At 41.7% G+C, this 14,512-nt stretch carries 17 protein-coding genes; 4 read left to right on the forward strand and 13 right to left on the reverse strand.

The window, feature by feature from the left end:
• Positions 1-267 precede the first annotated feature (267 nt).
• From H6F44_RS04835 to H6F44_RS04850, 4 genes are all read right to left on the reverse strand, one after another.
• Complete coding sequence (locus H6F44_RS04835; RefSeq protein ID WP_190349828.1) at positions 268-1,308, reverse strand: hypothetical protein; 1,041 nt, start codon at positions 1,306-1,308, stop codon at positions 268-270.
• A gap of 63 nt (positions 1,309-1,371) precedes the next feature.
• Positions 1,372-1,803, reverse strand: coding sequence for a pepsin/retropepsin-like aspartic protease family protein (locus H6F44_RS04840; RefSeq protein ID WP_190349829.1), 432 nt, complete (start codon positions 1,801-1,803; stop codon positions 1,372-1,374).
• Positions 1,796-2,053, reverse strand: a complete 258-nt coding sequence (locus tag H6F44_RS04845; protein WP_190349830.1) for a hypothetical protein — start codon at positions 2,051-2,053, stop codon at positions 1,796-1,798. Before H6F44_RS04845 ends, H6F44_RS04840 begins: the two co-directional genes overlap by 8 nt.
• 90 nt (positions 2,054-2,143) lie before the next feature.
• On the reverse strand, positions 2,144-2,344 hold the full coding sequence (locus tag H6F44_RS04850; protein WP_190349831.1) for a hypothetical protein: 201 nt from the start codon (positions 2,342-2,344) through the stop codon (positions 2,144-2,146).
• A gap of 20 nt (positions 2,345-2,364) precedes the next feature.
• Between H6F44_RS04850 and H6F44_RS04855 the strand changes: the two genes are divergently transcribed.
• Both H6F44_RS04855 and H6F44_RS04860 read left to right on the forward strand, forming a co-directional pair.
• Positions 2,365-2,703 (forward strand): DUF6883 domain-containing protein, encoded by a 339-nt coding sequence (locus H6F44_RS04855; RefSeq protein ID WP_190349832.1) that lies wholly within the window; start codon positions 2,365-2,367, stop codon positions 2,701-2,703.
• Positions 2,703-2,963, forward strand: a complete 261-nt coding sequence (locus H6F44_RS04860; RefSeq protein WP_190349833.1) for a DUF4926 domain-containing protein — start codon at positions 2,703-2,705, stop codon at positions 2,961-2,963. Before H6F44_RS04855 ends, H6F44_RS04860 begins: the two co-directional genes overlap by 1 nt.
• A gap of 186 nt (positions 2,964-3,149) precedes the next feature.
• Here H6F44_RS04860 and H6F44_RS04865 read toward each other — a convergent pair whose 3' ends face one another.
• Positions 3,150-3,338 (reverse strand): hypothetical protein, encoded by a 189-nt coding sequence (locus tag H6F44_RS04865; protein ID WP_190349834.1) that lies wholly within the window; start codon positions 3,336-3,338, stop codon positions 3,150-3,152.
• Positions 3,339-3,525: 187 nt separating this feature from the next.
• On the opposite strand from H6F44_RS04865, the gene H6F44_RS04870 reads away from it, so the two are divergent.
• Complete coding sequence (locus tag H6F44_RS04870) at positions 3,526-5,703, forward strand: IPT/TIG domain-containing protein (RefSeq protein WP_190349835.1); 2,178 nt, start codon at positions 3,526-3,528, stop codon at positions 5,701-5,703.
• A 58-nt stretch (positions 5,704-5,761) separates the two neighbouring features.
• Complete coding sequence (locus tag H6F44_RS04875) at positions 5,762-6,331, forward strand: glycoside hydrolase family 19 protein (protein ID WP_199301993.1); 570 nt, start codon at positions 5,762-5,764, stop codon at positions 6,329-6,331.
• On the opposite strand, the gene H6F44_RS04880 is transcribed toward H6F44_RS04875, so the two are convergent.
• From H6F44_RS04880 to H6F44_RS04915, 8 genes are all read right to left on the reverse strand, one after another.
• Positions 6,328-6,597: a hypothetical protein gene (locus H6F44_RS04880; protein WP_190349836.1), complete on the reverse strand. Its 270-nt coding sequence runs from the start codon at positions 6,595-6,597 to the stop codon at positions 6,328-6,330. The two genes, H6F44_RS04875 and H6F44_RS04880, sit on opposite strands and share 4 nt — an antisense overlap.
• Positions 6,598-6,627: 30 nt before the next feature.
• Positions 6,628-6,921, reverse strand: a complete 294-nt coding sequence (locus H6F44_RS04885) for a DUF2442 domain-containing protein (RefSeq protein ID WP_199301994.1) — start codon at positions 6,919-6,921, stop codon at positions 6,628-6,630.
• A complete protein-coding gene (locus H6F44_RS04890; RefSeq protein ID WP_190349838.1) occupies positions 6,911-7,189 on the reverse strand; it encodes a hypothetical protein in 279 nt (92 codons plus the stop codon). Before H6F44_RS04890 ends, H6F44_RS04885 begins: the two co-directional genes overlap by 11 nt.
• The gene (locus tag H6F44_RS04895; RefSeq protein ID WP_190349839.1) at positions 7,179-7,475 is read right to left on the reverse strand and encodes a BrnT family toxin; all 297 of its coding nucleotides are present in this window, start codon (positions 7,473-7,475) and stop codon (positions 7,179-7,181) included. The genes H6F44_RS04890 and H6F44_RS04895 overlap by 11 nt, the downstream gene beginning before the upstream one ends.
• A gap of 109 nt (positions 7,476-7,584) precedes the next feature.
• Complete coding sequence (locus tag H6F44_RS04900; protein ID WP_190349840.1) at positions 7,585-11,589, reverse strand: magnesium chelatase subunit H; 4,005 nt, start codon at positions 11,587-11,589, stop codon at positions 7,585-7,587.
• A gap of 610 nt (positions 11,590-12,199) precedes the next feature.
• The gene (locus tag H6F44_RS04905) at positions 12,200-13,336 is read right to left on the reverse strand and encodes a hypothetical protein (protein WP_190349841.1); all 1,137 of its coding nucleotides are present in this window, start codon (positions 13,334-13,336) and stop codon (positions 12,200-12,202) included.
• A gap of 104 nt (positions 13,337-13,440) precedes the next feature.
• Positions 13,441-13,785 carry a hypothetical protein gene (locus tag H6F44_RS04910; RefSeq protein ID WP_190349842.1) on the reverse strand — a complete coding sequence of 115 codons (345 nt, stop codon included), beginning with the start codon at positions 13,783-13,785 and terminating at the stop codon, positions 13,441-13,443.
• 127 nt (positions 13,786-13,912) lie between these two features.
• Complete coding sequence (locus H6F44_RS04915; protein ID WP_190349843.1) at positions 13,913-14,491, reverse strand: hypothetical protein; 579 nt, start codon at positions 14,489-14,491, stop codon at positions 13,913-13,915.
• Positions 14,492-14,512 lie beyond the last annotated feature (21 nt).

Here is a 14,512-nt window from a genome sequence, read left to right on the forward strand (position 1 = left end):
ATCGCCCACAAACCTGATCGCCTTTTTCTCCATCAATCAGCGATCGCCCCTCACCACCAAAACCTGATCGCCTATCCCCTCAAATCAAACAGCGATCTCTTCCCAAAAAACATAAAACTGGATCGCTAATTATCAATGCTAAAAATCAATGGAGATCTGGAGATCATTATTTATTATCTGGTTCACAAAATACTTTTTACTCTAGAGTGGATTCAATATTCACCTTTAAATTAGGCTAAGAATTTCACTAACATAACCCTAATTTTATTATTTTCGCAAATCACTAATAGCAAGAATAATTGATTTTTCGTGATCATAAATCTTTTTATTCATCTGAACAACCTGCGGAATAGTATTTTCGTGAAGCCACTTAATTGAGGAAAAGTCTCCTGTCTCTAAGAGAGATTTTGCATCTTGCTTTGTAATTTCTTGAAATAGTGATTTTCTCTCATTATCAGGTAAATCTAAGTTTAAGATGCACTCATATTCTGGTGTTTTCGAGTAACCAGGAAATAATAACGTCTTAGCCACAGCGAAATTACCTTCAAAAGCTAAAGGGCAATACCCAACTCGAAAATAAGGACTACCTTTTCCTAAAATTAGATTTTTCTTGCCAAAGACCTTATCAACATATTGGTAGTGCCAGAAACCCTTACCTCCACATTGATCATAAAAAGTTATAGCAGGACTGCCATCTCGCAGTTTACAGAATTCAAAGTATAGATTCTCTTCTAAATATGCGTAAACATCACCAAGTGCCGAATGAGTTTTCCAATTAGGGTGGATACGATCACAAATTCGTTCAATAGAATGTCTAGTAAATGTGACCACATATTTAACGCCATCTCGGTCAATAGTTGGTTCTTGAGTAGAATAATAGCAAGTCCCTTTACTACTACGAAATCTTTTTGCAGAACGACATTGCACAATAATCTCTCTATCTAGGGGTAAAAGTCGAAAATCATTAAAGGGGAAATATCTATTGAATTTATCTTTCGGAAATTTGCTGAAAACTAATTCACTAAGAAAATCAATTACTAAATAAGATCCCATATCTTCGCCAAATTTAAAGTTCTTTTTTACTGGTTCAATTGCTTTCCAATACCCAAGTTCTTTGATGTTTTTACAAATAGGTTTTAATTCATCGGGGATATCATTAAAATCGAATTTTTGAATTATCTCCTTGATTATTTGAGAGAAGTCTGGATCAGATCCTTCATTCTTAAAAATAAATTTAGGATATTTATTCCGTTCTTCTCTTTTTTCTTTAGATTGCCAGTAGGGATTAAATCCTCGATGTTTTTTCATGATTCAATTTTGTATCGATATAGTTTTAAAAATTTTTATCTCAGCACTCTATAGTTTCAATCACTAACTACCTAGTGATTTCAATCTTGGGCAAACCTCAAAAGCTAACTCATGGCGATAGAAACAAACATTGAACTCATTAAAGAAGTTCATATGTCCAAGGATTACAGGTGAATCATTTGATTTAGTCCAAGCAAAAGCAAATAAAGTGCTTGAGAAAGATCCAACAGTGCCATCCAAAACTAGACCTTTGGCTTCACTCCGAGAAAGATTGCCACTTAACGGAATTATTACTGTCTGTTCTTCCCAAACTGCTCCTAGATGTAAGCCCATATCATAAGGTAATACGTTTACACTTGCCCCTGTATCCAATAAAGCCATAACCTCTATAGATTTACTGCCATTAGTAAGCCGCAAAGGTAAATAGGGCATAATGACTGATCGCCCAGAGCTATCAATTTTCTCGATAAAATTAAAACGCTGTCCGTTAAGCATTTGCTTTTTCCTTTGCATCCCTCAAAAGATTTGACAATGCTGTGACCGCTTGAGTGTCTGCTTGAGGCGACCACACGACTGCATCAGTTGAGGCTAATTGATTGAGTAGATTTTGTTCTGGATTAACATTTGCTGTTTCCAAATTACAACCTTCTTCTTTCGCCACAGCAAGCAATAGAAAATGGATTAACCGTAGTTTATCCTCATGGGTTAATTGACTAACAGTTGATAAAAGCTCCGTGAGAGGCATAATTGCGATTAGGTTGGGTTGGTCTTAGATAATGCTGGTAATTGTTCCTGTGCTTCAGCGATCGCCGAATAATTAAGCATAGTGTTTTACCTAAGTTATTAAGATTATACGATATCCAGCCCAGCGATCGCCTATTTCCCAAACCAAACAGCGATCGCCCCTCACCCCCCACAAAACCCGATCGCCTATTTCCCAAACCAAACAGCGATCACCTCTCACCACCCACAAAACCCGATCGCCTATTTCCCAAACCAAATAGCGATCGCTTGAGATTAGATATACTAAAATCAATTTACTATTTATTCCTGCCTATGAAATTACCAAATGGCGATTGCCCAGAAATTTCTATGCAAAAGATTTTAGGGTATTGCTTAAACTTCAACCATGATAAGGGTAAAGATAAGGCGAGAGTCTTTCAATCTAGGCTCGGTATTACAGTGAAAAATGCTGATCGCTTGGTTGAGTTAATTCAAATTGCAGCAGTTGAAGGTAAAGTTGTACAAGAGGGTAATACGAAATTTGGCAAAGAATATAAAGTGGATTGGGAAATCCCTAATACAGGAGGTGTTGAACTTCGGACTATTTGGGAAGTTAGTATAGAGTCTGGTAATCCACGTTTGATCAGTGCTTTTTTGAAGAGAGAGAAATAATGAAAATTCCACAGTTACTTGATACGATCGCTATCCTAAAGCCAATTTCCGTAGATAGGCTTTCGCTGATGGAAGCGGAATATGAATTTAATTCAGCTTTGCCAGTGGGTTTGGTAGGTACAATTGTAGATATTCATCAGGATAAACAAGGAGTTGACTATCTGGTTGAGTTTGCTGATTCTGATGGGTGTGAGTTTGCGATCGCCTATTTAAAATCTAATGAATTTCTTACTTTGCAATACGAGCTTGTCGCGGCTTAAAGTTTTTACTTGATCGCCTCTCACCACCCCAAAACCCGATCGCCTAAATCCCAAAATCAAACAGCGATCGCCCCTCACCACCAAAAACCGATCGCCTAAATCTCAACATTAAACAGCGATCGCCTCACCACCCACAAGACCCGATCGCCTAATCTCTCACATCAAACAGCGATCGCCCCTCAACACCTAAAACCCGATCGCCCAAATCTCAACATCAAACAGCGATCGCCCCACCACCCAAAAACCCGATCGCCTATTTCCCACCACCAAACAGCTATCGCCCCTCATCACCCATAACCCCGATCGCCTATTCCCAAAATCAAACAGCGATCGCCTCTCATCACCCACAAAACCCGATCGCCTTCTCCCAATCAAACAGCGATCGCACCCTCACCACCCACAAAACCCGATCGCCTATTCCCTCAAATCAAACAGCGATCGCCCCACATCATCCACAAAACCCGATCACCTATTCCCTAGCATCAATCAGCGATCTGTAATTGGTTGAATTAGTGTAAATTAAAAAAAGTATATACTTGATAGTTCATTTCTTCTTAAAATCATGCAAACAGATGAAGTCATTAAAAATTTAGATAGCCCCAACCGTACTTTAGTAAAGGATGCCCTTATACAACTTAGAAGCTTGAGTTTAGAATCACCACCACGAAATATTATTGAAAAATTATGGGAAATAGCAGGAGAAAGCGAAGATGCTGAAAGTAGAAGAATTGCTTTAGATATTATCAAATTAATAGAAACTGATGTAAAAAAGCAACTTGCTGAGTTTGAATCAAATTTATTTGATGATTTAGCAGGATTTTATCTACCCTATGCCTTAAATCAGTTGGATCTATCAGTTGAATTGAAACATTTAGCTCTTGATATTCTTTGGTGTTTTGTTAGGGAAAAAGATAAAGGTCAGCCAATCAGTTGGAGCGTTTTTGAAACGATAGTCGATCTTTCTCAAAACTCTGGAAAGATAATCCAAAGGATTTTTAACGAAAAAGGTAAAAATAAAGAAGAAATACCGTGGAAGACTCGTGGAAGATTTCTTCTACTAACTAAAATTCGCAAAAGTGTAATAGGCGTTTGGCGAAGTAATGACCGTCAGCTTAGAGATTCTCTAATTCTTCCATCAATGTTAGCATCTCTTGATGACGAAGTTCCCCTCCCTCCTACTGAACTTCCTCCTGATGCCAAGCATATAATTGTAAAACTAGCAGCTTTTGATTTCTTGTATGAAGGTATTAAGGAGATCCCTATAAGTTTTCATGCTAGGATTGAGGAAATTATCAAAAAATCAGAAGTAAATAATAGCTTTAGGGAAAAAGTTGAAAAGTTCTTAATAGAACTAGCTGAAATTAGAAAAGTCAAGAAAGCTGAAGAGGAGAATCAGTTTGAGAGAAAGAATCTAGAAAAAATATTTGAAGGTTCAAATTTTGATGAAAAATTTAGTGAAATTGAAAAACTTGAGTTTAATCCCTCCGAATTTAGGGTGGAATTTTTTGTGAAAAATTGGGTTGACTGGATTAAGCCAAAAACAGAAACCAATGAAAATGAACAAGACAATGTAGAGAAACTTGCAGATAGAACTGAGACTCGTATTCGTACTTGCATTCATATCGTCCTACCGTTAATTCAACAGTTACGCATAGTTCAACATCCTGCTCCTGATAATGCTACAGATCTTTTCGTTAAAAAAAGGATCATTCAGTTGCTTGCTGATGTGAGTGATCCAAGGTTTTTCTATAGAGATCCAAAACTTCTTGACAATCACAAATATATAAAAGATGAATTACAGCGACACGCTGTCAGATTATTATCAAAATTATTAGGTAAAGAGCAGGATTTAGCTAATCGTGAAAATATTGCACGGACTTTGGGGAATATTGGAGATCCAGTTGCGGTAGACGCTTTAGCTCAAGCAGTTGTTGGTGAGGAGCGAACTCGTGATGCACGTCAAAAGTTATTAGCAGAATATTATCTAGATCCATCAAAGAAACAAAGTGAACAAGCTGCAACAATGTTAAAAGATGCTATTGAGGAAGCGAAGAAAACTCTTAGATTGCTACAAATTTTTAACGGTTCGGTTTTTGTAGTTGGTTTAGCTTTGGTTATTGCAGGTTCAGTTGTGAGCATTCAAAATGATAAACCTGAAACACGTCTTGCTGGTGGTTTAGCTGGATTAGGGGGATTAGCAGGAGTTGCTTATCAATTGGTTAAAGAACCACTAAATCGAATTCAGAACTCTATGGCTAATCTTGTACAACTAGAAACAGCATTTACTAGTTTTATTTGGGAATTGAATCTAAATGGTACTTACATTCAAAGTCAATACATAGCAAATGGTATTTTGGGAGATAAAGATATTGCCCAAACAGTCGAACGTATTGAAAAAGCCATGAATCTGACAATGAATTTAGTTGCTGTGTACGCTGAAGACGGCAATGAACAGTTAGCTGCTAGGATAAACAACATATCACCCAAAAGTGGAAAGAGTGGTGATGAAGTTATCATTTATGGTCAGCACCTTAACATTAAAAGTAGTTCGGACAGAAAACAGCAGGGGCTAATTGCCATTAACCATAAAACTATCTGTAGTCCAATATCGTGGGATGATAATGAAGTAAGGTTTCAACTGCCAGAGCTAGGTCAACAAGAACAACCAATATGGTTAAGCCTTATAGTTTGCGGACACGAAACTAACGCAGTTCCGATGTATATCTTTCAAGCAAAATAGATTTGCAGTACAATATTTTTGATGATAACAACACTATCTCTACGTATGATTGAAAATTATGACTGAAACAAAGAATATTTCTGAACTTACACCTAAATCATTGGAAGTTACTTTTGAGCAATTATGCTCTATAGTTCATCATGCACAACCATCTAGACTAAAAAAGTTACAACCTTGGTTAAATCAGGCAATGTCAAGATATGAGATTAATACTCGCTTACGACAAGCCCACTTTATTGCTCAAGTTGCATATGAATCAGGTGATTTCAACTATTTAGAAGAACTTGAAGATGGCGCTGACTATGAAGGGAGAGACGACCTTGGGAATACCACTGCTGGTGATGGTGCTAAATTTAAAGGTAGAGGCCTATTTCAAATTACTGGAAGATATAACTATACGCAAGTTGGCAATGCGTTGGGCGTAGATTTAATTTCTAATCCTGAACGCTTAGCTGACCATGATTTAGCCTGTCTAAGCGCAGCATGGTTGTGGAGTGCAAATCAACTCAATGAATTTGCGGATAAAGATGATATTCAACTTATATCAAGCCGAGCTAATAGTGGTTTTAATGGTCTTGATGCTAGAATAAGTTATCTTAATAGAGCCAAGCAAGTATTTGGGATTTAATAAGTTGGCTGAAACTGCAGCATTTCCGAGAAAATACTTATCTTTAACTGCTCTGTATATAACTGATTTCGCCGCCGCCATGTCTCATAAATCCCTTTCCACCGACTAAAATCAGTACGAGTTTCATCATACTCATCATATTCAGCCAAACTACCAGACATCAGCGCCGTATAAAAATCCTCACTCAACACGCCATATTTTTCCTCATAGAGTGTCAAACGGCGCTCTAGCAACTTCATTTCAATAACAAGTTCACGAACTGTCATGATAATTTCCCGATATTGTCTATTTCAAACCTACGATTTTACAGTGACATAGTGATTATCTGACCTAATATTTTCACCATGTTCAAGACTAACTCCATTTTTCCAGAGTTCGTACTCGCTGATATCAATATCCTCATTCCACACTAACCCATAGCCACCAGCCTCAATCCTAAAACTCTTAAAAAAGCTAGGATTTTTCAACGGTGCAAACATTGGTTTATTTAGCAAATTAGAGATATTGTATTGCTTGAACTCACGATCGCTAAACTCAATTAATAAAGTGCGATCGCCTATAACTTTAGCAGAAATAATTTTAGGCAACATCACTCAAAGCCTCACGAATCACATCCTCACTCACACCATGACGTTTCAAACTCTCAATAAACATAGACACAGTATCTCCATCTAACCTCTCAAGATCTGCACGAAGTCCTTGACCAATATAAGCACGCACCAAAGGCTGATATCCTGAAAACCCTAACAGTGGTGCAACTTTTTTCAAATCTTCAATCACATCTTCAGGAATGCGGATAGTCACCGTTGTCATCGGACGATTTTTATCCAATCTTTGTTTTAAAGTCTCAAGCTTCATAATATTCACGCTCCTTACGAGTTGCTTTCCTTGCTGAAATAATCCTAACTAAATCATTCTCACGTTCAACATAAACAACATATAGAAGATTCCATCGCTTATCTAAACCAATGACAGCAGCTCTTTCCTCATCATTACGGCTTGCATCAACTACTACTAAAAATGGGTCAAAAAAGGCTTCAGTAGCTTGCGGAAATGTCACACCATCATGATTAATAGGATTAATCCGAGCCTTCTCTTCATTCCAAATAAAGTTAATGCCATTTAATCGAAAAAATACGTCCATATTTATATCTTAAGCAAAACGTATTTACATTGTCAATACGAATACATTTAAGCAATATAGTAATTTTTCCTATAAAAAAGGCGGCGCAAGCGCCGCCTTTTTTTAGTTTTTACTCGACACCTTCAATGCGGTCTTCGAGTTCTTGATATAGCTCACGCAATCTATCCAGATTTTCTTCACTGGTTTCCCAATAGCCTCGACCATTGACTTCCAAGAGAGTACCAACAATCTTACGGAACGAGTTGGGGTTGAGATTTTTGAGCCGATCGCACATCTCTTTATCGTTCACATAGACATCATTGACATCCTCGTAAACCCAGTTATCCACTGCTCCAGCCGTTGCTGACCAGCCCATCGTGTTGACAAGGCGCTTGGAGATTTCGCGCACACCTTCGTAACCACTCTTGAGCATTCCCTCATACCATTTGGGATTGAGAATCTTGGTGCGGGTATCGAGGCGGACTGTCTCAGTCAGGGTGCGGACTTGAGCATTGGCGGTGGTGGTGTCGGCGACAAAAGAGGCGGGCTTTTTGCCATCTTTACGGAGACTGCCAACGAGCTTAGTGGGGTCAGAGTCGAAGTAATGGGAGACATCGGTGAGACTGATTTCTGAGGAATCCAAGTTTTGGAAGGTCATGTCAACGGTCTTCAGTGAGGCTTCGTAAAGCTGACGCTGTTGGGTGTTGCTGACATTGCCACCAAAGGCGAAGGACTTACGCGATAGATACATCTGTTGCAATTCTTCTTCGTTTTCCCATGTACTGTTTTCCACAGCAAGGTTAACGTTAGAAGAATAGGAACCCGATGAGTTACTGAATACGCGAGTTGCCGCTTGGCTGATGGTTAAGCCAAACTCTTCCGCTTGGGCGATCGCGTGTTTGCGGACAAAGTTCATTTCCAAAGGCTCATCGGCTTCGGCTGCCATTCTTACGGCGCGATCGATCAAGTCCATTTGATTCACGAATAAATCGCGGAATACACCTGAGCAGTTAACCACCACATCCACGCGAGGACGACCCAACTCCTCAAGGGGAATCAACTCCAAACGGTTGATGCGACCAAGGGCATCGGGCATGGGCTTCACGCCAATCATGCAAAGGACTTGGGCGAGGGATTCGCCGTAAGTTTTGATATTGTCGGTTCCCCACAGAACAACCGCGATCGTTTCGGGATAGACTCCATTGTTGTCTTGACGTTGACGCTCTAACAGGCGATCAACTACGGTTTTGGCTGCTTGGACTGCCGCACTTGTAGGAATCGAGTTGGGGTCGAGGGCGTGCATATTCTTGCCAGTAGGCAGCACAAGGGGATTGCGAATTGGATCGCCACCAGGACTAGGCAGAATGTAATCGCCTTCAAGGGCTTTAATCAATCCGCCCAGTTCATTATCAGCAACAATTTGCTTGAGACAAAACTCTAGGAATTCAAAGAGAGGCTTGATGTCGTCCTTATTGACATTGGCATAGCCAGCTTCTTGAAGAACTTCGATCCAAGGTTCCGTTTTACCCATTCTAAAGAAGTTGAGAACGGAGAGCTTAGAAACTCTGCCATCATCGTCGGCTTTTGCCTTGACCAATGCACCCACTGCTTGATTAGCGGCTTTGCGGATATTTGCTAAGAGTTCCACATCGGCGTAAATGCCCTTGTCGCTGGACTTGTAAAGCTGCTCAATATCACGCCCGATCGCATCACACATGATCCGCAATAGAGACTTCATATTGTCTTCGGGGCGATCAAAGCTGGCGATACTGGTCAAGACATCGGTGACATCTTCCACTTTCGGAGGTTCACCCACAACGTGTAGACCACAAGGGAGAACACGGGATTCGATTTCCATCAGCTTGTTATAGACCTGACCGATCACGTTATCGCGTTCCTCAAGGGACATATCCTTAGCATCTTGTTCAGGAAGTTCCACATCCTTATCCAGATTGACTAGGCGCACTTTGTCCATAATGGTATTGGTGATCTGCACACCACGACCACCGAGACGCAAATCCTTGTAAGAAGCAATCAATTCGCTCAGTTCTTGCAAATTGCGGCTCAAGCCTGCATTTTCAGGCGCAGGGGTAATGTAGCTGATGATGGTGGCGTAGCCGCGACGCTTAGCGATCGTGCCTTCCGATGGATTGTTGACAGCGTAGTAATAGATGTTGGGCAATGCGCCAATCAAGCTATCTGGGTAACAGTCGCCCGACATACCCACTTGCTTCCCTGGCATGAATTCCATTGAGCCATGAGTGCCAAAGTGAAGAACAGCATCGGCTCCCCAGATGTGATTGAGGTAAGTGTAGTAAGCAACGAAGCCGTGATGGGGCGATGCGGACTTGCTGAAGAGCAAGCGCATGGGATCGCCTTCATAACCGAAGGTGGGCTGTACACCTACAAATAGATTGCCGTACTGCTTGCCGTAAATCAGCAAGTTCTGTCCATCGGAGTTGAGATGTCCAGGGGCGGCTCCCCATTGCTCAGTAATGGCATCAACGTAGGGCGTATGTGCCTCATATTCGTTGACGGACATTTTGTAAGCGATATTCAGTTCAGGACTGCCCACCATTGCTTCGGGATCATGCAGGATTTCCGTCATCATGTCATGGGAAGTCTTCGGCAGATCGGTAATGTCATAACCGTTGTCACGCAGGGCTTCAGCAACTTTGTGAATGGAGGAGAATACATCTAAGTAGGCAGCCGTACCAATGTTGCCCTTGTCGGGAGGGAAACTGAAGATGGTGATTGCCAATTTCTTCTCATGGCGAGGCTTGCGGCGCAAGTTTGCCCATTTGATGGCACGGTTAGCAATGGTTTCAACGCGATCGCCTAATGCGTGAGATCTGCCTGTCATACTATCGCGACCCGACAGCACGATGGGATCGAGTCCGCCGTCAAGTTCGGGCAAGGCAACCTGAAGGGCAACTTGCACAGGGTGCAAACCAAGATCACTGTCCTGCCATTCTTCGGTGGTTTGGAAAACTAGGGGCAGCGCCACCATATAGGGACGGTTGAGCTTAGCAAGGGCTTCGATCGCCTTGGGATGATCCTGCTTAGCAGGACCGCCAACGAGGGCAAAGCCTGTGAGAGAAACCACGCTATCCACGATCGCCCGATCCTTCTGTCTAGGATCGTAGAAATATTCTTCAACGGCTTTGGAGAAGTCTAAACCGCCATTGAATACGGAAATCACCCTTGCGCCGAGGGACTCTAATTCCTGCACCATCGATACATAGTGCGCGTCATCCCCTGTGACCAAGTGCGTTCTTGCCATTAGCAATCCCACGCAAGGCGCAAGAGGATCTTTCATATCATCAGAAATATCGGTGCGACTGTTAAACCATGCCAAATATTCGGCAGTGGATTCAAACATTTTCGGTGCGAGAGGATGCCATAGCCCCATATCCAAATAGGTGACAGGATCTTTGATTTGCAAAGGTGCTGAGCCGTTTTCCTTTGCTTTTGCCTTGACCTCTGGCAAATAATTTTGGGCAAGCATCAATAGGAAGTTTTCAATATTTTCCGTTGATCCCCCTAGCCAATATTGAAAGCTCAACATGAAGTTACGCGCATCCTGCGCCTTGTCCATGGGCATATATTTGAGAATCTTGGGTAGGGTCTGTACGACCTTGAGCATACTGTCTTGAAAAGAACTGCCTGACTTCTCTTTGCGCTTTCGCATAAACTGGGCGATCGCACTCTTGGACTGCCCTAAATTCTCCATATTGAAACTGCCCATCTTGTTGAGGCGCATCACCTCTGGCATCGATGGGAAAACCACGCAAGCGGCTAGTCGATCTCGATGGGGTTGCACTGCTTGGGCGATCTTGGTCGCCATATCGTCAATAAAGATTAGTGAAGCAATGAATATATCGGCATCGGCAATATCATCCTTAAATGCTTCGTAATTTTCAGGGCTACGCAACTCCTCGATCAGATAGCCACTTACCTCGATCGCTAGGTTAGAGTTATTTTTATTAATAGACTTGACCGCCGCCGACATCGCGCTTTGGTACTGAGGCTCAAGTACCACATACACCAATTTCATTAAAACCCGCCCCTTTAAATCGTCGGGAGCAATACGTCTGTTAGATAATGCGGCGATCGGTGGCACAGAAGTGAACATGCAGTCTCCTTAAATTACTGTCCTGATTTTTTAGTGTTTTATAAACGGCGTTTTGTTATTTGTTACTAGAAGTGTTACCTAAAGTAACAATCCGCAACTAAAGATTTATACCTACTCACTATATTTAATAGCAAACAAGCATTGTTATGGCTGATTTTGAGTGATAAATGCAATAATTTGAAATCGATTTGTTTACATTTTGTTACACACCTTAAACTTCATGATAACAAAACGTCAACTTTTCTTGATTATCTTAACCTGCCGCCGATCTATCGCTGTATAGTCTGTTGAGGCTTTGATTAGTATAGAAAAACTCTGAGAAGCAGCGCTTTCCAGAGTTTTTCTAGGTTTTAAGTCAATACTTTGCAATGTATTTGCGTCTTCTTGCTAGTCAAGTATTAATCAGAGATTACAAGCTTGTTACCCCCAAGTTCGCTCATGTAGGTAATCAGGTGAAGCTTGATTTTACTCTAAAAATTCATTTGCTAGATATAAGGATCTCAGGTGCCCTTTTTTACTAACTTCACCTAATTACCCATATGAGCGGAAATTGATTTTAGGCTGATTACAGCTATTTGAGACTAAATTAGTTGATTTTGTTCAAAATAGCCTAATTAAACTTAGCGAGTATATCTGCACCTCTATTTTTAGCCTGTTCCTCAAGTCTGTTGCGCTGTTGTTCCGTAAACCCTTGTTTGGCACTTTTCCTTTGTGAATTCGCTCCTCCAGTCAATTCAGCGACTAGGCGATCGCCAGAAAAGAGAAAGAGTTCGTCTGTGTGAAAAAAGCGAATAGCTACCACTGCGCCATCTTCGGCAAACCAATAGCCAATGCCATCACCTGCTCCAATAAGTGATGAAGATGCTGAGATAACTTTAGGTCTATTATCAGTTCCTTGCACAGTGCAGATCGCATAGCGAGTCGATCCTTCATCCTTGGTCTGGCGATCGCAGGGTTGTTTCTCAATCTTCTCAAACTGCCTTTGCGCGTTTTCTTCCACTTCTTCTTGAGAAGGGGCTGAAGATACTGAAGATGTTGATTGCGTTGATTGCGGTAGCCAATCTAGGGACTCCACAATTTTGATAAACTCATTGGGAGTCATGAAGGCGGTTTCACTACAGGTATTCACAAAGTAGAAGGGTGAATTACCTGCGGGTAAAATCGAGATGTCCTTTTGTGGAGTATTAGCAATATCTTCCGTCATCGGCTCCATGATCCGATCGCGATTAATCATATCGACCGCGACCTTCACCTTGCCAAAAAGTTGGGTATTGATTTCGCGATTGTAGCGACCACCATCAGGACCACCAACACCACCACTAACCGCACTGACCGCAAAACAATGATTTTCACCATTGCGATATTTCACCTCATACTGTGGGTCAGAGCGGCAGAATTTCTTGTCGCTGGCAGTACATGGCTTAGTTGTGATTTCTGCCGTCTGGAAGCCCGCAGGAACATATTTGGGAAGGGCGATCTGGATGCCAAGGGAATTGAGAGATTCTTGTTGACTAGCGCTGAGTAAGCTATGACCATTCGCTGCCGCCTGTGTTTCTGGAGTTTTTTCAGCAACTGGGGTTTGAGGTGTAGTGGTTGTTTGGGCGATCGCGCTAGATGCGCCGCCAGATGTGGCAATAGGTGTTGCATTAGATGTGACAGTGGGTGCATTTGCTTGAGGCTGTCCACAGGAGATTAGTGAGCAGCTAAGAGCAAGAAAACCGAATAGCCTGAATTTGGAGAAGTTCATGGTTTTTTAGATTTGGAATTAGGAATAACTTCTTGCTCCCCTCTCCCTTTTTGGGAGAGGGGCTAGGGGTGAGGGTCTTAAAACCTTCTGCGTAACATAAGTTATTAACTTCCCCAGATATGAATAGAGCCATTTTCCATCTTCATGATTCTGATGGGTTTCCCATTGGCATCTTCGCCACGTTGCTGATAAACAATACCGCCGCGATCATCGGTATAGGTGAATGGGCGATCATCGCGAGTGGGAATAAAGCTGTCTTTAACACCATCTTGCCAAACGATATCAATAATTCCTCCCAGCATCGAAAATTTACAGGGCATGGAGACTTTTGGCTCAGATGCGCCATTAGGGAAATATTTACAGAATGCTCTACTAGTATCTGCTTGAGCAGCAAAGGGAACTGCGATCGCAGCGAGTAAGGGAATTGCCAAAAGTTGTGAGATTTTCATTGTTTAGTTTGAATAGAAGTATAGAGATTAGTTAGGAATTACCCAAAATAACTGATCGTAAGGGCAATTCCTGAATTGCCCTTACGACGCAATGCAGGTTTCAAGTCATGATGCCCTAACCAATTTGTTAGAGATCGCAAACTTGCTGACCCCAAGTTAGGGGCGATCTAGTGCGAGTGCGGCGATCAAAGTCTGCACCACAGGTAAATTCCTTGATGGAGCCATCAGGAAAAAGTCCTATAGTCGTGGCTTCACCTGTGCGATCGCGTCCAAAAGTAACCGCCGCCACACCTTCACAATTTTGGATAATCTGCTTCGCAATCTCATTCCTCACCTCTTTGCCAGATTCCCAAAAATCAGCAACCCCGCTACCACTGATGGTAACTGTATATCGGCGATTGAGATTGGCTGAGCGATCGGGGTAAGGCACTGATAAACCAGAAAAACGACTGTTATTGGTGACTTTCACATCAGGAATAGTTTCCAACACCTCCTTAACATTTGTGACCACCTGCTCACATACCGTTCCATTTTTGACTTTCGCCTCAGATATTGACGTATTAGTTGCGGTGGATGTTTGTGCGATCGCATTGGGTGTGACACTAGGCATCACGTTAGGCACAGTCAAGGCTTGAGCTTGTCCACAGGCAATTAGTGAATAGCCAAGGGCAAGAAAACTGAAAAATTTGATTTTTGAGAGTTTCATGTTAATTAATGTGATGTTGGT

Source organism: Pseudanabaena cinerea FACHB-1277 (assembly GCF_014696345.1).
Classification (GTDB): Bacteria; Cyanobacteriota; Cyanobacteriia; order Pseudanabaenales; family Pseudanabaenaceae; genus Pseudanabaena; species Pseudanabaena cinerea.